This is a genomic window from Brachybacterium zhongshanense (assembly GCF_055385755.1).
In genome coordinates this window covers 2,993,557-3,013,755 of record NZ_AP043790.1, presented here as the reverse complement: position 1 = coordinate 3,013,755, position 20,199 = coordinate 2,993,557, and the positions used below count along the sequence as shown (strand labels likewise).

Below are 20,199 nucleotides of genomic sequence, written 5' to 3'. Positions count from 1 at the left end.
ACGCGCGCATGACGACAGGCTCCACCACCAGCACCACCGAGACCTGGACGCTCACCTGGACGCAGACCCGCACCGAGACCCGCAGCGGGATCGCCGATGCGCACGAGGAGGGGTCCGACGGTCAGGAGCGCACCTCCCGGCCGATGCCCGAGCTCGTCGGGCATCGCGGTGCGGCGGCCCTCGCCCCGGAGAACACGCTCCTCTCGTTCCGTCGCGGAGTCGCGGAGGGGTCGGCGCTCCTGGAGTGCGATGTGCATCTGAGCGCCGACGGGCATGACGCGATCATCCACGACGCGACCATCGATCGCACCGCCCAGCCGGACTCGCCCCTGCGCACGGGAGCGGTCGCGGACCTCTCCCGCGCCCAGCTGGACCGGGTGCTCGTCGGCGACGGCGAGCATGTGCCCACGCTCGAGCAGGTGCTCGACGCCGCCGTCCGCGAGGACGGCACGCGGGTGCCGGTGCTCATCGAGGTCAAGGCCCCGGCGGCGACGGAGCTGGTGCTGGACGTCCTGGCCCGGCGCTTCGCCGTGACCGACTTCGGCCCGGCCGACGGTCCTGGTGCCGCACGGGCCGATGGACCTGGTGGCACTCGGCCCGACGGGTCCGGTGCCGCACGGGCCGATGCGCCCCCGGCCTGGGTGATCTCCTTCCATCCCGAGGCTCTGCGCGTCGTCGCCGAGCAGGCCCCGCATGTTCCGCGCCTGCTCACGACCACCTCGACGTCCCCGGAGTTCTTCCAGACGGCCGTCGAGCTGGGGGCGCGGCAGGTGGGGGTGCGGATCGCCGACGCCCGCCAGGCTGACGTCGAGACCTGCGACCGTCTCGGCCTCGCGCTGAACCTGTGGACGGCGCGCAGCGAGGAGGAGCTGGATCGGGCCGTCGAGCTCGGCTGCGACACCCTCACCGTCGACGACCCGGCCTGGGCGCGGGAGCGACTCGCGCAGATCGCCGCCGACGAGGCCGCCTTCTCCGGCCCGGTCGACGACGCCGCCCGCAGCCCGCTCGATGCCGATCCGCGTGGTCCCGAGACCGATCCCCGAGGTCCCGAGACCGATCCCCGAGGTCCCGACATCGATCCCCGTCGTCCTGACACCGCCGAGGAGGTTCGCGCATGATCCGCCCCCGTCGTCTGAAGCCGCTGATCACCGGTCATCGAGGGGCGGCCGGCGTCGCCCCGGAGAACACGGTCAAGGCGTTCCGCCGCGGTGTCGCCGACGGCGCCGACCAGCTCGAATGCGATGTGCATCTGAGTCGCGACCACCGCGATGTGATCATCCACGATGCGACCATCGACCGCACCGCGGAGGAGGCGTCGCCGCGCCGCAGCGGAGCGGTCGCCGAGCTCACCCGCGCTCAGCTGGACGAGGTGCTCGTCGGCGACGGCGAGCACATCCCCACCCTCGCCGAGGTGCTCGAGGCTGCGGTCCGGCCCGACGGGACCCGTCTGCCGGTGCTCGTGGAGATCAAGGCCCCGGCCGCCGCCGAGCTCGCCGCGACGATCCTGCTCGAGACCTTCGATCCCTCGCAGTGGGGCAGCGAGCGGCCGGCTCCGGCACGGATCATCTCCTTCCATGCGGAGGCTCTCCGGATCGCTCTCGAGGTCGCTCCGCAGATCCCGCGCGGCCTGCTCGCAGGAGAGCTGACCGAGGAGGTCCTCGATGCCGCGATGCGCAGCAAGGCGGAGATCCTCGGGGTGCGCCTCAGCGATCTGCGTGACGGGGACTTCGACCGCATCCGGGGCGTCGGCCTGGTGCCGTCCGCCTGGGCGGCCCGCACCGACGACGAGATCCGTCGTGCCGTCGACCTCGGGGTTCCCGAGATCGGCGCCGACGACCCCGCGCACACGCGGCGCGTGGTCGAGGAGCACCTCGGCGACGCCTGAGGCCCTCGGCCCGAGGCCGTCGGCTCAGCACCGTCGGCTCAGCACCGTCGGCTCTGCACCGTCGGCTCTGCACCGGCGGCTCAGCACCGTCGGCCCGGAACCGTCAGCCCGGAACCGTCGGCTCAGGGGCGTGACTCACTCGTTGGTCACCTCGATCTCGAGTCCCGCATCGGCGGGGCCGGCGCTGATGTGCCACGGATGCTGGACCCCCTCGTCGGCGAAGGCGACGCACTCGGCCTCGCTGTCGCCGGCGACGGTGTCGATGCCATCCTCGCACTCGACGTCGAGGGACATCTCCGCGGGTCCGCGGGCCTCGGCCTCGTCCTCGACGGGGTCGCCGAGCTCCTCGGCGGTGAGCTTCTTGGAGTCGTGGCCGAAGCCCCAGCTGCCCTCGAACAGGTTTTCGTCCCCGCCCGTCTGGGTGCCGTCGTCGGCGTCCTCGGTCCCGTCGTCATCAGCGGGATCGTCGGAGTCGTCGGGACCGTCCTGGTCGTCCGAGTCCTCGGAGGCTCCCGGGCTGTCCATGTCGTCGGAGTCATCCGTGTCGTCGTCGGCCGTGTCGTCGTCGATCGTGCCGTCGTCGGCCCCGGTCCCCGAGCCGTCGTCGGAGCCGGCATCGTCGGTCTGCTCCGCAGCGGTGGTGGCGTCGGGATCGTCGTCGGCGTCGGATCCGCAGCCTCCCAGCAGGGAGGCGGCGAGGGCGAGCGCGGCGATCGGGGCCAGCGCGCTGCGTGCGCGCACCCCTCCCGGTGCTCGTCGCGGCATGGTCATCGTCGTGCGGTCTCGGTTCCGGTTCCACCTCATGTCGGGTCCTCCCCTCCCGGGGCGCCTCGACGTCGAGACGCCTCCGACTAGTGTGACGGAGGGCATGCCCCGCGTCGAACGTCTGAGGCCGCAGCGCTTTCCGTCGCCGTCCCCGCGCCCGTGCCCCGCGCCGTGAACCCTGTCCCGCCCGTCCCCTACCCTTCCTTTCCCTTCCTTTCCTTTCCCTTCCCGACTCGTCCCGCCCACCGCACCATCGCAGGAGATCCCATGAGTTCGCAGGCCGCCGCATCCGCCTCCGCCGCCCCCGCCGTCGGCCCTGTCGACGCCTCCGCCGTGCCTGCACGCCCTGTGATCGTCGGCCATCGCGGCGCCGCGGCCCATGCTCCGGAGAACACGCTGGCCTCCTTCCGGCGGGCCGTCGAGGACGGTGCGCAGCTGCTCGAGTGCGACGTCCACCTGAGCGCGGACGGCCAGTCGTCGTCATGCACGACGAGACGATCGACCGCACGGCCGATGCGTCCTCGCCGATCGCCTCCGGGACCCTGGCGGACCTCAGCCGTGAGCAGCTCGACCAGGTGGTCCTCGAGGGCGGGGAGCGGGTCCCCGACCTCACCGAGCTCTTCGAGACCTCGGAGGTGCCTCTGTTCATCGAGGTCAAGGTCGCATCCGCCGCCGAGGCCGTCGCGGAGCTCCTCTCCGCCCTGCCGTCGGACGCCCCGGCGAGGAGCTCGACCGTCATCTCCTTCCACGCCGAGGCGCTCGAGGCGATCCGTCGCGAAGCACCGGACACGCCCGTCTCCTATCTCGTCCATCAGGTGAGCGAGGAGGCCCTCCGCACCGCCCTCGCCCTCGGCGCCGACGGGATCGGCCCGTCGGTCGATGGCCTCAGCCTCGCCGCCGCCCGGGCTGTGCACGACGCCGGGCTGCGTCGGAACCCCTGGACCGTCAACCGGCCCGACCAGCTCGCGGTCGCCCTCGCCTGCGGCGCGGACTCCATCACGACCGACGACCCTGCCTGGGTGCAGCTCGAGCTCGATGCCCGCGAGCCCGAGACCTCCTTCGCAGGGCCGGCCGGACGGTGAGTCGCGACAGGTGTCGGCAGGACCTCTGACCTGCGCGCCGACACCTGAAGTCAAGGAACATTGACACAATCTGTCAAGGGCCCTTGACCTAGGTGTCAAGGACGCCTTACATTCGGGGCATGGCAACGACGACCCGAACCTCCGGCACCCGTCCCTCCGTCGCCTCCGTCCCCTCACCCGCAGTCCCCTCAGCGCCCCGCCTGATCGGCGTCCTCGCGATCCGCCCCGTCCTGATCCTCGCCCTCGGCCTGATCCTGCTCGCAGCCGGGCTCCCGCTCCTCTACGCCAACGCCCTGGTGGTGGTCGTGGATCTCGTGACGCTCGTCGTGGTCGCCCTGGCCCTGCGGGCGGAGGGCCGCAGCCTGCTGGACCTGTTCCGCCCCTGGCGCTGGGTCGATCTCGCCTGGGGAGCGCTCATGCTGGTCATCCTGCTGGTCGGGTTCCTCGCCTCGAACCTCGTCGCGAACCTCATCGTCCACGGAGGCGCCCCGCCGACCGGCACCGCGATGCCGGAGGTCCCGCTCTGGGTCGGCGTCGTCGCCGTGGCCATCGCCCCGCTGACCATCGCCGTCGCCGAGGAGGCGGTCTACCGCGGGTATGCGCAGCCGCGTCTCGCGCGCCGTCTCGGCACCCCTCCGGCGCTGGTCCTCGTGGCCGTCGTCTTCGGGATCCAGCACATCGGCTTCGCCCTCACCTCCCCGGCCGACGTCGCCGCGAAGGTGCTCACCACGCTCCTGGCCGGCCTCATCCTCGGCGGGCTCATGCTCTGGATGAAGCGCATCGCTCCGCTGGTCCTGGGGCACTGGGGCCTCGACCTCCTGCTGCTGGGCCTGCCGACCCTCGCCCTCGCCCTCCTGTGAGCACGACCGGCCCGACCGGACCGTCTCCGCACCTCCCGCCCCTCCGAGCCGTGCGCTCCGCGGCTCCCCATCCTGGAAGGACCACCGCCATGGCCGACGACCCCCGCACCAGCCCCACCAGCCCCGCGACCCCCTCCGATCCCGCCAGTCCTGCCGATCCGGTCAGCCCCGCCGGCCGTCCGCGTCGGACGGTCTCCGCCGGCGCCCGCTACGCCTCCCGCTTCAGCTGGGGGATGGGGCTGTACGCCTCGATGCTCGTGATCGCCCTGGTCATGCGGAACCAGGGCGTGGGCAGCTGGCAGCCGATGCTCCTGACGCTCCCCGGGGTCGCCGTCATCGTCTGGGCGGTCCTCGCCTACTACCGCGAGGCCGACGAGCTCGAGCAGCGCAAGCTGGGGGAGTCGTTCGTCGTCGGCTTCGCGATCGGCGTCCCGGTGCTGCTGGTGATCGGGCTGCTCGAGTCCTTCGGGGGCCCGCACCTGAACTGGATGATCGCCTTCGTCATCCTCATGGCCGGCTGGCTGGTCGGCTCCTTCGTCTCCACGATCCGGTACCGCTGAGGGAGGGACGATGCGCAACGACATCAGGTCCCGACGTGCCGAGCGGTGCTGGTCGCAGGCCGAGCTGGCCTCCCGCCTCGGCGTCTCCCGGCAGACGGTGATCGCGATCGAGAACGGGAAGTACGACCCGTCCCTCCCGCTGGCCTTCCGGCTCGCCGCGGTGCTCGACGCCCGCATCGAGGAGATCTTCACCCCCGACGACGAGTGACCGTCGTCCGCGGACGCTCGACGTCGTCGGCGCGGCGGTCACCGCCGTCGGTTGCGGGGATGCTCCCGGGCCGTGCGCTCGTTCCCGCGGCGATAGTTCCCGGTCAGGCGCGCCATGATCTCCTGCGGGTCGCCCGTCCCGACGTCGTCGAGGAAGTCGGCGGCACGTCGGCCGCGCAGGGTCGCCGCGGCGCGGCCGTGATGGGTGATCACGACGTCGGCGCCCCGACGGTGCCATGCGAAGCCCTGAGGTGAAGGCATGCGGTGAGAGTACGGCGGCGAGCCGCCCGGCGCATGCGCTTTTCCCGTCCGGTCCGTCGCGCGCCGGCCGTCCCGTCCGACCCGACCGACCCGGCAGTCCGGCTACGCTCGCACGGTGAGCACCCCTCGGATCCGACGCCATGATCCCGATCGTCGCGACCGCATCATCGACGCCTGCCTCGACGTCATCGCCGAGCACGGCGTCGCGGGTACCTCGCACCGTCGGGTGGCCGCTGCGGCCGACGTCCCGCTGGGGTCCATGACCTATCACTTCACCGGCATGGACGAGCTCCTGCGCGAGGCCTTCACGCGATTCGCGGACGAGGTCGCGGCGCGCGCCGAGGAGCGCATGGCCCACGCCTCCGACCGCGACGAGGCGCTGGACGCCTTCGCGGCGAACATCGAGCAGGACGTCTTCGCCTCGCAGCGCGACCTGGTGCTGACGCTCGAGCTGTACACGCTCGCCGCACGACGGCCGGAGTTCCGCGACATCACCTCGGCCTGGATGGGGCGGACCCGGGCCACCATGGCGCCGTTCCTGGACCCGACCACGGCCGTCCTCCTGGACGCCATGAACGAGGGCCTGACCATCCATCGGGCGCTGCACCTGGCGGTCCCGGAGCCCGGACTCGCGAGCGAGGGCGTCGACCGCCTCAGCGGTCGCGGCCCGGCTCAGCAGGAGAGCTGACCCCAGCGGACGAGCCGAGCTCAGGGGAGGCGCTGATCCCGACGGAGGCGCTGAGCTCGACTGTCTCGCGATCCCCGGGCTGTGTCGCCTCCGTGCCGCCCGACGGGTCGCGGCGCCCCTGCAGGACTCCTGCCAGGAGGACGACCATCAGGCCGGCCAGCGGCACCACCAGCAGTCCCATGCGGAGGCCTGCGGCGTCGGCGATCAGGCCGACGATCGGCGGCGAGGCCAGGAACCCCAGCCTCATCAGCCACGAGACCACGGTCAGCCCGGTGCCCGGGCGCAGGCCAGGCAGATCGTCGGCCTCCTGCATCGCCGCGGGCACGAGGCTCGCACTGCCCAGGCCTGCGAGCGCGAAGCCGACGATCGTGCCGGGGATCGTCGGAACCGCGAGCGCAGCGCCTATGCCGAGCGTGATGATCGCTCCGCCGGAGCGGGCGACGGCGCGCTGGCCGAACCGGTCGACGAGACGATCGGCGAGCATGCGGCCGACGAACTGGGCGCCCACCAGCGCGATATAGCCCGTGGCGGCGACCGACGCGGCCGCTCCGAGATCCTGCCCCAGATAGAGAGCCGCCCAGGAGTTGCCTGCGTCCTCGACCAGCGTCCCGTCGATCGCGAGCAGCACGAGCGCCGCGAGCACCAGCGGCAGCCGCCCCCGCCTCCCGGCCTCCACGGCCCTCCTGGTCGCCTCGGCAGCATCGGTCGCCTTGACCGCATCGGTCCCCTGGATCGCCTCGGCAGCATCGGCCGCATCGACCGGTTCGAGCGCCTCGGCCGCCCCTGCTCCATCGGCCCCGCTGAGTCGGTCCTCGACGTCGGTCCCGGGCAGCGCGAAGCGCAGGGCGACCAGCGCGACCGCGGTGAACAGGACAGCCGATATCCCCAGATGCATCCGGAGCGGGATCTCCAGGGCGATCGCTGCGGCCGACATCGAACCGCCGAGCACCGCGCCGATCGACCACACGGCGTGGAAGGAGTTGATGATCGAGCGTCGATAGCGGCGCTGGACGCGCAGGCCGTGCGCGTTCTGCGCGACGTCGGTGATGGCATCGAAGGAGCCTGCAGCGAGCAGCGCCAGCGCGAGCAGCGCTGCCGACGGCGCCCAGGCCGCAGCGAACAGGGGGAGGGCGGTGAGCACCGTGCCGATGACTGCGAGGCGCGCCGAGCCCATGCGTCGGATCAGCGTGGCCGCCCCGAGGCCGGCCAGGATCGCACCCGCCGGGAAGGCGGCGAGGGCGAGCCCGTAGGTCGAGTTCGCGAGCCCCAGCGAGTCCTTGATCTCGGGGTACCGGGGCAGCAGGTTGGCCAGCAGAGCACCGTTGGTCAGGAACATCGCGGCGACGGCCCCGCGGGCCCGACGGTCCACCGCGGACGGCGCTGAGGTGCCGGACGGATCGGAGGCGTCGGAAGGTGCCGTTGACGGCGTCTGCTGGGACGAAGGGGACGACATGCGTACGAGTGTACATATAGGGTCGGGTCGTCGCTCCCTGCCGCTCCCCGTCCGCTGCACGGGGCCTGCTCCGCCGTCTCACCGCAGTCCTCATGCCGGACGTCCTTGGATCCTCTAGGAGCCGCTTCGTACGCTGTGGGAGGTTCGTGTCCGGTTGACCCCTCCGCAAGGGGCCATTACCGACCCCTTCTTCCGGGGTCCCAGAAAGGCCGTCGATGCTCGATTCGACCCTGCAGGCTACGTATGACCAGGTGCTTCACCGCAATCCTGGTGAGCCCGTCTTCCACCAGGCCGTCCGCGAGGTCTTCGAGTCGCTCGAGGTGATCCAGGGCAAGCACCCGGAGTACGCCGAGCACAGCATCCTGACCCGGCTGTGCGAGCCGGAGCGTCAGATCATCTTCCGCGTCCCGTGGGTCGACGACCAGGGGACCGTGCAGATCAACCGGGGCTTCCGCGTCGAGTACAACTCCGCCCTCGGCCCGTACAAGGGCGGTCTGCGCTTCCACCCGAGCGTGAACCTGGGCATCGTGAAGTTCCTGGGCTTCGAGCAGATCTTCAAGAACTCCCTGACCGGTCTGCCCATCGGCGGCGGGAAGGGCGGCTCCGACTTCGATCCGCGCGGCCGCAGCGACGGCGAGGTCATGCGCTTCTGCCAGTCCTTCATGACGGAGCTGCATCGCCACATCGGCGAGTACACCGATGTCCCCGCGGGTGACATCGGCGTCGGCGCCCGCGAGATCGGGTTCCTCTTCGGCCAGTACAAGCGGCTCACCAACAAGTACGAGGCCGGTGTCCTGACCGGCAAGGGCCTCGACTGGGGAGGCTCGCTCGTGCGCAAGGAGGCCACCGGTTACGGTGCGGCCATCTTCGCCCAGGAGATGCTCGCCGCCCGCGGTGACTCGATCGAGGGTCGCAAGGTCGCCGTCTCCGGTTCCGGCAACGTCGCGATCTATGCGATCGAGAAGGTCAGGCAGCTCGGGGGCGTGGCCATCACGGCGTCGGACTCCTCCGGCTACGTGATCGACGAGGACGGCATCGATCTCGATCTGCTCAAGCAGATCAAGGAGGTCGAGCGCGGACGCATCGCGGAGTACGCCGAGCGCCGCGGAGGCGCCGCGCGCTTCGTGTCGGACGGAAGCGTCTGGGACGCCCCCGTCACCATCGCCCTGCCCTGCGCCACGCAGAACGAGCTGTCGGGCAGCGATGCGAAGGCCCTCGTCAAGAGCGGCGTCCTCGCGGTGTCCGAGGGTGCCAACATGCCCTGCACCCCGGAGGCCGTCGAGATCTTCCGTGAGGCGGGCGTCGCCTTCGGCCCGGGCAAGGCGGCCAACGCCGGCGGTGTCGCCACCTCCGCGCTGGAGATGCAGCAGAACGCCTCCCGTGATGCCTGGAGCTTCTCGTACACGGAGGAGCGCCTCACGCAGATCATGAAGAACATCCACTCCACCTGCCTCGAGACGGCTGAGGAGTACGGACGTCCCGGGGACTACGTGGTGGGCGCGAACGTCGCCGGCTTCCGCAAGGTCGCCGACGCGATGATCGCCTTCGGCGTCATCTGATCGGCGCTCGGGTCGGGCGGCGCGTCCGACCCCCAGCACCCATGCACTCCTGCCCGACATCGGTCGGACCCGACGACGGCCGTCGTCCGCGCTCCTCGCGCGGTCGCCGGCCGTCGCGGTCACTGCCGGGAGGCACAGGGGATCGGCCGACGGAGCAGCCGAGGAAGCCGCGAACCAGCTGAGACCGGGCACACATCGTCTCGAGTTGGCACTCCGGCAGAACATGGGTATAGTTGTGTCTCGCGCCGGGGCCACGAAGAAGAACTTCTGAGAAGCAATCTTCGCCCGGTACTCGCCTCTGAAGCTGGCCGCTGAAACGGCCTGGTCGATGATGTGCGCGTGTTGCTTGATATCTCAATAGCGTGTCTGTTTGTTGATGCCAATATTTTTGATTGGCAAGATTTACGGATGATCAGCAGTAGCTGGTTGTTCGTTTCTTTTGCCGGGATTTTTTCATGTTTTCATGGAGAGTTTGATCCTGGCTCAGGACGAACGCTGGCGGCGTGCTTAACACATGCAAGTCGAACGATGACGGTGGTGCTTGCACTGCCTGATTAGTGGCGAACGGGTGAGTAACACGTGAGTAACCTGCCCCCCACTCTGGGATAACCTCGGGAAATCGGGGCTAATACCGGATATGAACTGTCACCGCATGGTGGTGGTTGGAAAGTTTTTCGGTGGGGGATGGGCTCGCGGCCTATCAGTTTGTTGGTGAGGTAGTGGCTCACCAAGGCGATGACGGGTAGCCGGCCTGAGAGGGCGACCGGCCACACTGGGACTGAGACACGGCCCAGACTCCTACGGGAGGCAGCAGTGGGGAATATTGCACAATGGGCGAAAGCCTGATGCAGCGACGCCGCGTGAGGGATGACGGCCTTCGGGTTGTAAACCTCTTTCAGTAGGGAAGAAGCGAAAGTGACGGTACCTGCAGAAGAAGCGCCGGCTAACTACGTGCCAGCAGCCGCGGTAATACGTAGGGCGCAAGCGTTGTCCGGAATTATTGGGCGTAAAGAGCTTGTAGGTGGCTTGTCGCGTCTGCCGTGAAAACCCGAGGCTCAACCTCGGGCGTGCGGTGGGTACGGGCAGGCTAGAGTGTGGTAGGGGAGACTGGAACTCCTGGTGTAGCGGTGAAATGCGCAGATATCAGGAAGAACACCGATGGCGAAGGCAGGTCTCTGGGCCATTACTGACACTGAGAAGCGAAAGCATGGGGAGCGAACAGGATTAGATACCCTGGTAGTCCATGCCGTAAACGTTGGGCACTAGGTGTGGGGAACATTCCACGTTTTCCGCGCCGTAGCTAACGCATTAAGTGCCCCGCCTGGGGAGTACGGCCGCAAGGCTAAAACTCAAAGGAATTGACGGGGGCCCGCACAAGCGGCGGAGCATGCGGATTAATTCGATGCAACGCGAAGAACCTTACCAAGGCTTGACATGCACCGGACGGTCGCAGAGATGTGGCTTCCTTTGGGCTGGTGCACAGGTGGTGCATGGTTGTCGTCAGCTCGTGTCGTGAGATGTTGGGTTAAGTCCCGCAACGAGCGCAACCCTCGTTCCATGTTGCCAGCGCGTTATGGCGGGGACTCATGGGAGACTGCCGGGGTCAACTCGGAGGAAGGTGGGGACGACGTCAAATCATCATGCCCCTTATGTCTTGGGCTTCACGCATGCTACAATGGCCGGTACAATGGGTTGCGATACTGTGAGGTGGAGCGAATCCCAAAAAGCCGGTCTCAGTTCGGATTGGGGTCTGCAACTCGACCCCATGAAGTCGGAGTCGCTAGTAATCGCAGATCAGCAACGCTGCGGTGAATACGTTCCCGGGCCTTGTACACACCGCCCGTCAAGTCACGAAAGTCGGTAACACCCGAAGCCAGTGGCCCATCCTCGTGAGGGAGCTGTCGAAGGTGGGATCGGTGATTGGGACTAAGTCGTAACAAGGTAGCCGTACCGGAAGGTGCGGCTGGATCACCTCCTTTCTAAGGAGCATCACCAAGTATGGTGGCCGTCTGCCTGCCCGCGTGTGGTGGGGATGGTTGCTCATGGGTGGAACATCAACGGATGGGCGCTTCGCTGGTTCGCAGTGATTGTTCTAGTACGCCTCCCTGGTGGGGTGGGAACGGATGGTCGTGGGCTGGTTCGAGGTGGAGACACGCTATTGGGTTGTGAGGCTGCACGCGGCCTGTTCTGGGGTTCTTCCTGTGGGGAGGGGCTCGGGGTGGGTGTGTGGCTGGTCCTCCCTTGCTGGGGCATCGCTGTGGTGGTGTGCTGGTGGGTGTGGGGTTGTTTCTTGAGAACTACATAGTGGACGCGAGCATCTTGTAAGCAATTTTTTGTCTTTGTGTGTTGCCAAGTCTTTAAGGGCGCACGGTGGATGCCTGGGCACAAGGAGCCGATGAAGGACGTGGGAGTCTGCGATAAGCCTCGGGGAGATGACAACCGATCTGTGATCCGAGGATGTCCGAATGGGGAAACCCACCGCAAGTCATGTTGCGGTACCCGCCATTGAATGTATAGGTGGTGTGGAGGGAACGCGGGGAAGTGAAACATCTCAGTACCCGCAGGAAGAGAAAACAAATAGTGATTCCGTGAGTAGTGGCGAGCGAAAGCGGAGGTGGCTAAACCTGGTCTGTGTGATACCCGGCAGGGGTTGCAGGCTGGGGGTTGTGGGGCAGTGCGTGACCTCTCTGCCGGGGGGTCGGCGTGGACGTGTGTTGGTAGTCGAAGTCGTGGTGAGTGCGACGGCGTAGAGGGTGTGACCCCCGTAGACGAAACTGACGTGCGGCGTTGTTGCTGTTCCCGAGTAGCACCGGGCCCGTGAAATCCGGTGTGAATCTGCCAGGACCACCTGGTAAGCCTGAATACTCCCTTGTGACCGATAGCGGACAAGTACCGTGAGGGAAAGGTGAAAAGTACCCCGGGAGGGGAGTGAAATAGTACCTGAAACCGTGTGCTTACAATCCGTCGGAGCCTTTTGGGGTGACGGCGTGCCTTTTGAAGAATGAGCCTGCGAGTTAGTGGTCGGTGGCGAGGTTAACCCGTGTGGGGTAGCCGTAGCGAAAGCGAGTCTGAACGGGGCGTTCAGTCGCCGGCTCTAGACCCGAAGCGAAGTGATCTATCCATGGGCAGTGTGAAGCGCGGGTAAGACCGCGTGGAGGCGCGAACCCACTTCAGTTGAAAATGGAGGGGATGACCTGTGGATAGGGGTGAAAGGCCAATCAAACTTCGTGATAGCTGGTTCTCCCCGAAATGCATTTAGGTGCAGCGTTGCGTGTTTCGTGCCGGAGGTAGAGCACTGGATAGGCGATGGGCCCCACCGGGTTACTGACCTTAGCCAAACTCCGAATGCCGGTACGTGAGAGCGCAGCAGTGAGACTGTGGGGGATAAGCTTCATAGTCGAGAGGGAAACAGCCCAGAACATCAGCTAAGGCCCCTAAGCGTGTGCTAAGTGGAAAAGGATGTGGAGTTGCTGAGACAACCAGGAGGTTGGCTTAGAAGCAGCCACCCTTGAAAGAGTGCGTAATAGCTCACTGGTCAAGTGATTCTGCGCCGACAATGTAGCGGGGCTCAAGTACACCGCCGAAGCTGTGTCATTCCGGTTTTGCCGGGATGGGTAGGGGAGCGTCGAGCAGCCAGCGAAGCCGCGGGGGAACCCAGTGGTGGAGGCTGTTCGAGTGAGAATGCAGGCATGAGTAGCGAAAGACGGGTGAGAAACCCGTCCGCCGATTGATCAAGGGTTCCAGGGCTAGGTTAATCCGCCCTGGGTTAGTCGGGACCTAAGGCGAGGCCGACAGGCGTAGTCGATGGACATCGGGTTGATATTCCCGAACCGATCGTAGGAGGACCCATACCGAGGCGTCTGATGCTAACCACCCGAGCTGCCTGCTCGCCCTTCGGGGTGGGTGTGGTGTGTGAGGCTGGGAACCAGGGATGTAGTAGGTCAGCGTGTGGGATGACGCAGAGAGGTAGCTTCCGCGGACTTAATGGAATAGTCCGTCTAAGCGTGCAGCCCGATCCCGGGTAATGCTGGGGTCGTGTGGGTGAGACGTGATGGGGATCCCGTATGGGCGTAGGTGAGTGATCCTGTACTGCCAAGAAAAGTTCCGGCGTGACGAATACGGTCGCCCGTACCCTAAACCGACTCAGGTGATCAGGTAGAGAATACCGAGGCGTTCGAGAGAATCGTGGTTAAGGAACTCGGCAAAATGCCCCCGTAACTTCGGGAGAAGGGGGGCCCGATCCGTGAGAGCGGGGAGGGCCGCAGAGACCAGGGAGAAGCGACTGTTTACTAAAAACACAGGTCCGTGCGAAGTCGTAAGACGCTGTATACGGACTGACGCCTGCCCGGTGCTGGAAGGTTAAGAGGACTGGTTAGCACTTCGGTGCGAAGCTGAGAATTTAAGCCCCAGTAAACGGCGGTGGTAACTATAACCATCCTAAGGTAGCGAAATTCCTTGTCGGGTAAGTTCCGACCTGCACGAATGGCGTAACGACTTCTCCACTGTCTCAACCGCGAACTCGGCGAAATTGCATTACGAGTAAAGATGCTCGTTACGCGCAGCAGGACGGAAAGACCCCGGGACCTTTACTATAGTTTGGTATTGGTGTTCGGAACGATTTGTGTAGGATAGGTGGGAGACTGGGAAGCGTTCACGCCAGTGGATGTGGAGTCGTTGTTGAAATACCACTCTGGTCGTTCTGGATTCCTAACCTCGGTCCGTGATCCGGATCAGGGACAGTGCCTGATGGGTAGTTTAACTGGGGCGGTTGCCTCCTAAAGAGTAACGGAGGCGCTCAAAGGTTCCCTCAGCCTGGTTGGCAATCAGGTGTTGAGTGTAAGTGCACAAGGGAGCTTGACTGCGAGACAGACATGTCGGGCAGGTGCGAAAGCAGGAACTAGTGATCCGGCACCTCATTGTGGAATGGGTGTCGCTCAACGGATAAAAGGTACCCCGGGGATAACAGGCTGATCTTGCCCAAGAGCTCATATCGACGGCATGGTTTGGCACCTCGATGTCGGCTCGTCGCATCCTGGGGCTGGAGTTGGTCCCAAGGGTTAGGCTGTTCGCCTATTAAAGCGGTACGCGAGCTGGGTTTAGAACGTCGTGAGACAGTTCGGTCCCTATCCGCTGCGCGCGTTGGATATTTGAGAAGACCTGTCCCTAGTACGAGAGGACCGGGATGGACTGACCTCTGGTGTGCCAGTTGTTCTGCCAAGGGCATGGCTGGTTGGCTACGTTGGGAAGGGATAACCGCTGAAAGCATCTAAGCGGGAAGCCTGCTTCAAGATGAGATATCCGTGCACGTTTACGTGTGAGAGGCCCCCAGTAGACCACTGGGTTGATAGGCCAGATGTGGAAGCGCAGTAATGTGTGGAGCTGACTGGTACTAATGGCTGATGACTTATCAACATACTTGTTGTTGTTTGCGTGTGTTCGCGTCCACTGTGTGGTTCTGGAGAAGCAATCCCTGGGGTTCTCCTGCTCGTGTGTCGGGTGGGTGGTCTTGGGGTCCAGGGTCTCGTCGTGTTACGGCGGTCATAGCGTCGGGGAAACGCCCGGTTCCATTCCGAACCCGGTAGCTAAGCTCGATCGCGCCGATGGTACTGCACTCGGGAGGGTGTGGGAGAGTAGGTCGCCGCCGGACATTCTTGCTGATGAGCGGGCCCCGGAGTCGCTGAGATCTCTTGAAGGAGCTTCTCGCCTCCCGAGCCTGCCTCAGCTCATCTAGACAAACTCCCATAATCCGTCTCGGAGTGGGATGTTATAGAGTTACGGCGATCATAGCGTCGGGGAAACGCCCGGTTCCATTCCGAACCCGGTAGCTAAGCTCGATTGCGCCGATGGTACTGCACTCGGGAGGGTGTGGGAGAGTAGGTCGTCGCCGGACATCTTCACCGAAAGGGTGGAGGAGCCGCTGAGAGCACCGATCCTCGGATCGAGAGCATCTCGCCTCCTCCACCCTTTCGCTGTGCCGGAGGAGAGAACGGCCAACTGGTTCCCCGTCGGCCGGATGGTCGGACGGATACGTCATGGTTGAGTGGGACACTCACCGACACCGACACCGACACTGACACCGACACCGACACCAACACCAACACCGACAGCGCCAGCTACGGCGATGGCGACATCGGCCGTGAGGGCGTGCTGATTCGTTGTGCGCCATAACCGGCGCAGGCGTCGTTCCCCCACCTGTGGAGGAGCGAGGCGGGGGGATCGCGCTGCTCGGCGTGCGGTGCATGCCCGGTTCCACAGCATGAGGCCCGTGCATGTAGGGATCTCGGTGGGTCCTGGTCTCCGGGGCCTCGTCGGGCATTGGACCCTCGGAGCTGAGGGGCAGTCCCTCGACCCCAGAAGGCTCGCCCCGTTCCCGAACCTTCTTCCTTCCGTATGCGGTCTCCGGTGGTAGTGCTTCCCATCCCGGTCGAGCCTGCGGCCGGCGGTGGCCTCTGCCGTGCCCGAGGAGGCTCTCTGCCTTACTCGGGGATGAGGAGTCCGACGCCGTCGCCGGGGCCGGGCCGGGCGCGGACGGACCAGTGGCAAGGCCCGCTGACTATGCCCGCTGGCGGCGCGCTGCATCGCCCGGCTGTTCTATGCGGCGGCTGATGGCCTGAACGATGCCGAGTGTCCGTCTACCGCCGCATGGAGGTCGCTCAAGCGGCGGTAGACGGACACTGCTCATCTTCACGGTGCTGCTGGTCCTCACGGTTCTGCTCGTCTCCATGGGGCTGCACTCCCTGAGCTCCGAAAGGCAGAGGTGTGAGCGGGCACACATGTCGTCAAATGGTAATGATTATCGTGAGCTGATAGGTTCCTGGCATGAATCTGATGAGAACCATTGTCATGAAGCGCCGGGTCCTGGCGCTGGCGGGTGTCGGCGTCCTGGCCCTGTCGGCGTGCGGAGCGGGCGACGGCTCCTCCTCAGCGTCTGACGGTTCGGGTGCATCGGGTGGGGGACCTGGCGCAGCCGAGTCCGCGCAGTCGGAGATCGAGCGCACCGAGGTCGGCGCGCTCACGCCGCGTATCGTGCTCGCCTACGACGGAGGGGTGGTCACGCTCGACTCCTCCGACGGGACGGTGCTGGACGACAGCGCGCTCGAGGGCTACGTGCGGCTGAACGCTGCTGGGGACGGGCGGCATGTCGCTGTCAGCGCCTCGGACACCTTCAGCATCTACGACACCGGCCTCGAGGCTGTGGCGCACGGCGATCATTTCCATTACTACGAGCAGACCCCTCACCTCACGGATCTCTCCTTCGATGCCCCCTCGCCCGGCCATGTGGTCGCCGAGGACGGCCGTACGGCCTTCTTCGCCGACGGCACCGGAGCGATCACGATCATCGATCCGGCTGCCCTGGGAGAGGGCGAACTCGACGTCGTCGAGGAGACGTCGGCCGACGATCCGCACCACGGGGTCGCGGTCCCGCTGTCGGACGGGGGTCTGCTGCTGACCCAGGGCACTGAGGAGTCGCGCAGCACCGTCCAGGTGCTCGATGCGGACGGCACCCTGGTCGCGGAGACCGATGACTGCCCGGGTGTGCACGGCGAGGCGGTCGCCCAGCCCACAGAGTCCGGGGACGTCATCTCCCTCGGGTGCGAGAACGGGCCTGTCGTCTACCGTGACGGCGAGTTCCACAAGGTGGCGGTCGATACGGACTACCAGCGCTCCGGGAACCAGAAGGGCAGCGCTGACTCTCCGATCGTCCTGGCCGACAACAAGGTCGAGGCCGACCCCGAGGGAGGGACGGAGCACCCCACGTCGATCGCTCTCATCGACACCCGGGACGACTCGATGACCACCGTCGACCTCGGTTCCCCCTACTGGTTCCGCTCCCTGGACCGCGGCCCTGATGGTGAGGCACTGGTCCTCACTGGTGACGGCGAGCTGAACATCCTGGACCCCGAGTCCGGTGAGATGCTCCACGAGGTCCAGGTCATGGACGAGTGGACCGAGCCCGAGCAGTGGCAGACCGCCGGGCCGATGCTCGCGGTGGCCGACGGGACGGCGTTCGTCGTCGACCCCGACGCGCAGAAGCTCAGCATGGTCGACATCGCCAGCGGCGAGATCTACCGCGAGCTGGACCTGGACGTCGTGCCCCACGAGATCCAGGTGACCACGGGCACTGCGTCCGGGGAGTACACCGTCGGGGGCGAGGGCTCGCAGGAGGAGTCCGATGATGATCACGCTGACGACGAGCATGAGCACTCCGACGATGAGCACGACCACTCCGACGAGGACGGCCACGAGCATTCCGATGAGGACGGTCACGACCACGCCGCCTGAGGCCCGGCGCACCCGGTCAGGGGCGGGCGCGGCAGCCCGTCGCTGACCGGGCCCGAGGCGCGCCTCCGGCCCGAGGCGCGGCTCGGGCCGGAGGCGCGCCTCGGGCCCGGCTGTCGGCTCAGGCCCGAGGCGCGGTCTCCAGCCCGTCGCGGGCCGCGGCCTCCTCGGCGGTCTCGAGGCGCAGGGGTCGCCCGGCGACGTAGCCGATGAGGGCGATCGCGATGATGAATGCGAGAGTGCCCAGCGTGAGCGCCTCGAAGGCGGCGTAGGGGACGCCCATCGCTGTGGAGAAGTCGTAGTCCAGACCCACGAGCGACTCCAGGGTTCCGGGGAAGATCGACACCCAGGAGCCCAGAGCCACGAAACCGGTCGTCACGACGCCGAACAGGATGAACACCCCGTTGCCGCCCGGCACCCGGAAGGGCCGCGGGACCTCGGGGTGCTTCAGCCGGAGCCGGACCGCGGCGGGGATGACGATCAGATAGCTGAACAGGTAGGTCGTGATCGCGACCGAGAGGACCACGTCGAACAGGGCGGCGCTGGAGCCGGTCAGCTGCATCGCGGCGATCATGAACACGGTCGAGATGGTGCCCGAGAGCAGGTTGACGCGGATCGGGGTGCCGAGGGTGCGGTGGAAGCGTCCGAAGAAGCCGCCGAAGAAGGAGCCGTCGGCAGCGGCGATGGCCTGCATGCGGTCGGACATGATCATCCAGGCGGCGCCCTGGCCGATGTTCGCCAGCAGGAACAGCACCACGGCGAGGGTGAGCATCGTGGGGGCGGCGGAGCCGTAGACCGAGAAGACGGTCGCGACGGCGGTGATGAGGCCGGAGACGCCGTCGATGTCGGTGCGGGGGATGACCAGCAGGATCGTGAACACGGGGATCAGGTAGAGCACGCCCGCCATCGCGGAGGAGCGCAGCACCGAGAAGGCCACGTCCTTGGTCGCGTCCTTCATCTCGCCGGAGGCGCTCGACCCGGATTCGAAGCCGAGGAAGGCGAACAGCAGCAGCGGGATCAGGGTGATGAATCCGGCGGCGGTCGGGGAGAAGCTGCTCAGGGGGAGGTCCTGGATGCCGTGCTCGATCGCGTAGACCACGGCGGTGAGCACGAAGATCAGCAGGAACACGATCTTGCAGACCGCACCCATGGTGGGGATCCATTTGGCTCGGCGCAGCGACAGGACGGCCGCGAGCACCGTCAGCCAGATGAACAGGATCTTGAAGGCGTAGTCCGCAGCGGAGCCGGCCTCGAAGGGCACGAGGTGCTCGCGGGCCGCCTCAGCGTTGAGGAAGGCCATCGACCCGCCCACCCACACGGGCTGGGTGATCCAGGTGAAGGCCGAGGCGATGGCCGCGGCGGGCCGGCCGAAGGCCTTGCGGACCCACAGGTAGACGCCGCCCTCGCCGACGAACGCCGATCCGGTCTCCGCGAAGATCAGCGCGTAGGGCACGAGGAACACGATGATCAGGAAGACCAGCCAGGTGAAGGTCTCCGCGCCCTGCGCGGACACCGAGCCGAGCATCTCGAGGCCGACGACGGCCGAGACCACGATGAAGATGATGTCGAAGCGTCCCAGGGTCTTGTGGAGGACCGCGTTCTGCTGCTGCGCGTACTGGGTGCTTCCGGCGTCGCCGGGGCCTCCGGTGCTGACGGTGCTGCCGGGGCTTCCGAGATCGGGCATGCGTGGGGACTCTTCTCAGGTTCTCTCAAGGCGGTGCTTCGGCACCGGTGAGCAGACCTGCTGCGAGGGCGCGGAGAGCGATGTCGTCAGGCCGTGCTGTCGTCAGGCTGGGCTCCGGCGCGCGAGGGGACCGCATGAGCATAGTCCCCGTGGCCCGGCCGGCGCAGTGGCGCCCGTCGCTCCCTGCGGCGCCGGTCCGCCCAGTGCCTGGCGTCGCCCCTCGCTCGGCGTCGCCCAGTGCCTGGCGTCGTCCATCGCTCGGTGTCATCCTGCTCGCGACGTCGTCCTCCGTCGGGCAGGTCCTCTCTGCTCAGCGCTCCCAGTCCTCGACCCCGCCGTCGTGCACGACCAGCAGCGGATGCGCGGCCGGGATCGTCCCAGCTGCGGGGAGGACCGGCAGATGCTCGGGCGCACGGGCTGCGACCTTCCGACGCAGGTGCTCGAGCTCGTGGGAGAGCTGACCGGTGGTCACCGGGATCGGTGCGCTCCGAGCCACGGACGCGGGGTCGTGCGGCCGACGCACCCGGGAGGGGTCGAAGCGGTAGCCGCGGGCGGTGGCCTCCAGACGCAGCCCCACGAGGTAGGCGCCGATGGCGGTCATGGGCTCGGAGTGTGCGCGGAAGCGATCGAGCTGCGGATGGCGGCGATAGCCGGTGGTCTCCCCGGCGAGCACCTTCTGCGCCAGCAGCGCCTCCCGCCAGCAGGCGACCAGCGCCGCGCGGTCCAGCAGGGACGGGTCAAGGCTCCACAGTCGCATCGTCCGATCCAAGCATACCGGCCGCGTCGCGGAGGACAGCAGCAGAGGTCACGGCCGCAGGAGGCTGCGGCCGCGGAGGCCACGGTGCAGAAGCCGGTGCCACAGGGAGCACGGCCGCTGGAGGCACGACCGCTGGAGGCACGACCGCACGGGGCATG

14 protein-coding genes, 4 rRNA genes and 1 pseudogene are annotated in these 20,199 nt (G+C 66.8%); 14 read left to right on the top strand and 5 right to left on the bottom strand.

The window, feature by feature from the left end; translation table 11 throughout:
* Positions 1 to 8: 8 nt before the first annotated feature.
* Entirely contained in the window at positions 9 to 1,118 is a 1,110-nt protein-coding gene (locus ACZ5AJ_RS13350; RefSeq protein WP_464135501.1) for a glycerophosphodiester phosphodiesterase, read from the top strand.
* Positions 1,115 to 1,885: a glycerophosphodiester phosphodiesterase gene (locus ACZ5AJ_RS13345; protein ID WP_464135500.1), complete on the top strand. Its 771-nt coding sequence runs from the start codon at positions 1,115 to 1,117 to the stop codon at positions 1,883 to 1,885. Before ACZ5AJ_RS13350 ends, ACZ5AJ_RS13345 begins: the two co-directional genes overlap by 4 nt.
* A 135-nt stretch (positions 1,886 to 2,020) precedes the next feature.
* Here ACZ5AJ_RS13345 and ACZ5AJ_RS13340 read toward each other — a convergent pair whose 3' ends face one another.
* Positions 2,021 to 2,626 (bottom strand): hypothetical protein, encoded by a 606-nt coding sequence (locus ACZ5AJ_RS13340; protein WP_464135498.1) that lies wholly within the window; start codon positions 2,624 to 2,626, stop codon positions 2,021 to 2,023.
* 291 nt (positions 2,627 to 2,917) lie between these two features.
* Between ACZ5AJ_RS13340 and ACZ5AJ_RS13335 the strand changes: the two are divergent.
* The 5 genes and pseudogenes from ACZ5AJ_RS13335 to ACZ5AJ_RS13315 all read left to right on the top strand — a co-directional run.
* Positions 2,918 to 3,070, top strand: a pseudogene (locus ACZ5AJ_RS13335) (glycerophosphodiester phosphodiesterase family protein); the annotation flags it as partial.
* Positions 3,071 to 3,132: 62 nt separating this feature from the next.
* Positions 3,133 to 3,732, top strand: coding sequence for a glycerophosphodiester phosphodiesterase (locus ACZ5AJ_RS13330; protein ID WP_464135497.1), 600 nt, complete (start codon positions 3,133 to 3,135; stop codon positions 3,730 to 3,732).
* 119 nt (positions 3,733 to 3,851) lie between these two features.
* Positions 3,852 to 4,592 carry a lysostaphin resistance A-like protein gene (locus ACZ5AJ_RS13325; protein ID WP_464135495.1) on the top strand — a complete coding sequence of 247 codons (741 nt, stop codon included), beginning with the start codon at positions 3,852 to 3,854 and terminating at the stop codon, positions 4,590 to 4,592.
* An 89-nt stretch (positions 4,593 to 4,681) separates the two neighbouring features.
* The gene (locus ACZ5AJ_RS13320) at positions 4,682 to 5,152 is read left to right on the top strand and encodes a hypothetical protein (protein WP_464135494.1); all 471 of its coding nucleotides are present in this window, start codon (positions 4,682 to 4,684) and stop codon (positions 5,150 to 5,152) included.
* Positions 5,153 to 5,162: 10 nt separating this feature from the next.
* On the top strand, positions 5,163 to 5,360 hold the full coding sequence (locus ACZ5AJ_RS13315) for a helix-turn-helix transcriptional regulator (protein ID WP_464135492.1): 198 nt from the start codon (positions 5,163 to 5,165) through the stop codon (positions 5,358 to 5,360).
* Positions 5,361 to 5,398: 38 nt separating this feature from the next.
* Here ACZ5AJ_RS13315 and ACZ5AJ_RS13310 read toward each other — a convergent pair whose 3' ends face one another.
* Entirely contained in the window at positions 5,399 to 5,620 is a 222-nt protein-coding gene (locus ACZ5AJ_RS13310; RefSeq protein ID WP_464135491.1) for a hypothetical protein, read from the bottom strand.
* Positions 5,621 to 5,735: 115 nt separating this feature from the next.
* Between ACZ5AJ_RS13310 and ACZ5AJ_RS13305 the strand changes: the two genes are divergently transcribed.
* Positions 5,736 to 6,308 (top strand): TetR/AcrR family transcriptional regulator, encoded by a 573-nt coding sequence (locus tag ACZ5AJ_RS13305; protein ID WP_464135489.1) that lies wholly within the window; start codon positions 5,736 to 5,738, stop codon positions 6,306 to 6,308.
* Here ACZ5AJ_RS13305 and ACZ5AJ_RS13300 read toward each other — a convergent pair.
* Positions 6,274 to 7,761, bottom strand: coding sequence for an MFS transporter (locus ACZ5AJ_RS13300; protein ID WP_464135487.1), 1,488 nt, complete (start codon positions 7,759 to 7,761; stop codon positions 6,274 to 6,276). The two genes, ACZ5AJ_RS13305 and ACZ5AJ_RS13300, sit on opposite strands and share 35 nt — an antisense overlap.
* Before the next feature lie 215 nt (positions 7,762 to 7,976).
* Here ACZ5AJ_RS13300 and gdhA point away from each other — a divergent pair, with 215 nt between their 5' ends.
* The 6 genes from gdhA to ACZ5AJ_RS13270 all read left to right on the top strand — a co-directional run bounded on the left by gdhA (position 7,977) and on the right by ACZ5AJ_RS13270 (position 17,603).
* Complete coding sequence (gene gdhA, locus ACZ5AJ_RS13295; RefSeq protein WP_464135485.1) at positions 7,977 to 9,320, top strand: NADP-specific glutamate dehydrogenase; 1,344 nt, start codon at positions 7,977 to 7,979, stop codon at positions 9,318 to 9,320.
* 460 nt (positions 9,321 to 9,780) lie between these two features.
* Positions 9,781 to 11,299, top strand: a 16S ribosomal RNA gene (locus tag ACZ5AJ_RS13290).
* Between the two features lie 368 nt (positions 11,300 to 11,667).
* A 23S ribosomal RNA gene (locus tag ACZ5AJ_RS13285) occupies positions 11,668 to 14,732 on the top strand.
* Positions 14,733 to 14,850: 118 nt separating this feature from the next.
* A 5S ribosomal RNA gene (gene rrf, locus ACZ5AJ_RS13280) occupies positions 14,851 to 14,967 on the top strand.
* Between the two features lie 126 nt (positions 14,968 to 15,093).
* Positions 15,094 to 15,210: ribosomal RNA gene (rrf, locus tag ACZ5AJ_RS13275) — 5S ribosomal RNA — on the top strand.
* Together the 16S, 23S and 5S rRNA genes form the textbook arrangement of a ribosomal RNA operon.
* 929 nt (positions 15,211 to 16,139) lie before the next feature.
* On the top strand, positions 16,140 to 17,603 hold the full coding sequence (locus ACZ5AJ_RS13270; RefSeq protein WP_464135483.1) for a hypothetical protein: 1,464 nt from the start codon (positions 16,140 to 16,142) through the stop codon (positions 17,601 to 17,603).
* Positions 17,604 to 17,721: 118 nt separating this feature from the next.
* Here the strand turns inward: ACZ5AJ_RS13270 and ACZ5AJ_RS13265 are convergent, their stop codons facing one another.
* Both ACZ5AJ_RS13265 and ACZ5AJ_RS13260 read right to left on the bottom strand, forming a co-directional pair.
* Positions 17,722 to 19,284 (bottom strand): APC family permease, encoded by a 1,563-nt coding sequence (locus ACZ5AJ_RS13265; protein ID WP_464135482.1) that lies wholly within the window; start codon positions 19,282 to 19,284, stop codon positions 17,722 to 17,724.
* Between the two features lie 310 nt (positions 19,285 to 19,594).
* Positions 19,595 to 20,041, bottom strand: a complete 447-nt coding sequence (locus ACZ5AJ_RS13260) for a pyrimidine dimer DNA glycosylase/endonuclease V (protein WP_464135480.1) — start codon at positions 20,039 to 20,041, stop codon at positions 19,595 to 19,597.
* Between the last annotated feature and the right edge of the window lie 158 nt (positions 20,042 to 20,199).

Bases quoted from the DNA above. Each gene is read 5' to 3' on its own strand.
- ACZ5AJ_RS13350 (WP_464135501.1), top strand. From the start codon at position 9: ATGACGACAGGCTCCACCACCAGCACCACCGAGACCTGGACGCTCACC.
- ACZ5AJ_RS13345 (WP_464135500.1), top strand. From the start codon at position 1,115: ATGATCCGCCCCCGTCGTCTGAAGCCGCTGATCACCGGTCATCGAGGG.
- ACZ5AJ_RS13330 (WP_464135497.1), top strand. From the start codon at position 3,133: ATGCACGACGAGACGATCGACCGCACGGCCGATGCGTCCTCGCCGATC.
- ACZ5AJ_RS13325 (WP_464135495.1), top strand. From the start codon at position 3,852: ATGGCAACGACGACCCGAACCTCCGGCACCCGTCCCTCCGTCGCCTCC.
- ACZ5AJ_RS13320 (WP_464135494.1), top strand. From the start codon at position 4,682: ATGGCCGACGACCCCCGCACCAGCCCCACCAGCCCCGCGACCCCCTCC.
- ACZ5AJ_RS13315 (WP_464135492.1), top strand. From the start codon at position 5,163: ATGCGCAACGACATCAGGTCCCGACGTGCCGAGCGGTGCTGGTCGCAG.
- ACZ5AJ_RS13310 (WP_464135491.1), bottom strand. From the start codon at position 5,620: ATGCCTTCACCTCAGGGCTTCGCATGGCACCGTCGGGGCGCCGACGTC.
- ACZ5AJ_RS13300 (WP_464135487.1), bottom strand. From the start codon at position 7,761: ATGTCGTCCCCTTCGTCCCAGCAGACGCCGTCAACGGCACCTTCCGAC.
- gdhA (WP_464135485.1), top strand. From the start codon at position 7,977: ATGCTCGATTCGACCCTGCAGGCTACGTATGACCAGGTGCTTCACCGC.
- ACZ5AJ_RS13270 (WP_464135483.1), top strand. From the start codon at position 16,140: ATGAATCTGATGAGAACCATTGTCATGAAGCGCCGGGTCCTGGCGCTG.
- ACZ5AJ_RS13265 (WP_464135482.1), bottom strand. From the start codon at position 19,284: ATGCCCGATCTCGGAAGCCCCGGCAGCACCGTCAGCACCGGAGGCCCC.
- ACZ5AJ_RS13260 (WP_464135480.1), bottom strand. From the start codon at position 20,041: ATGCGACTGTGGAGCCTTGACCCGTCCCTGCTGGACCGCGCGGCGCTG.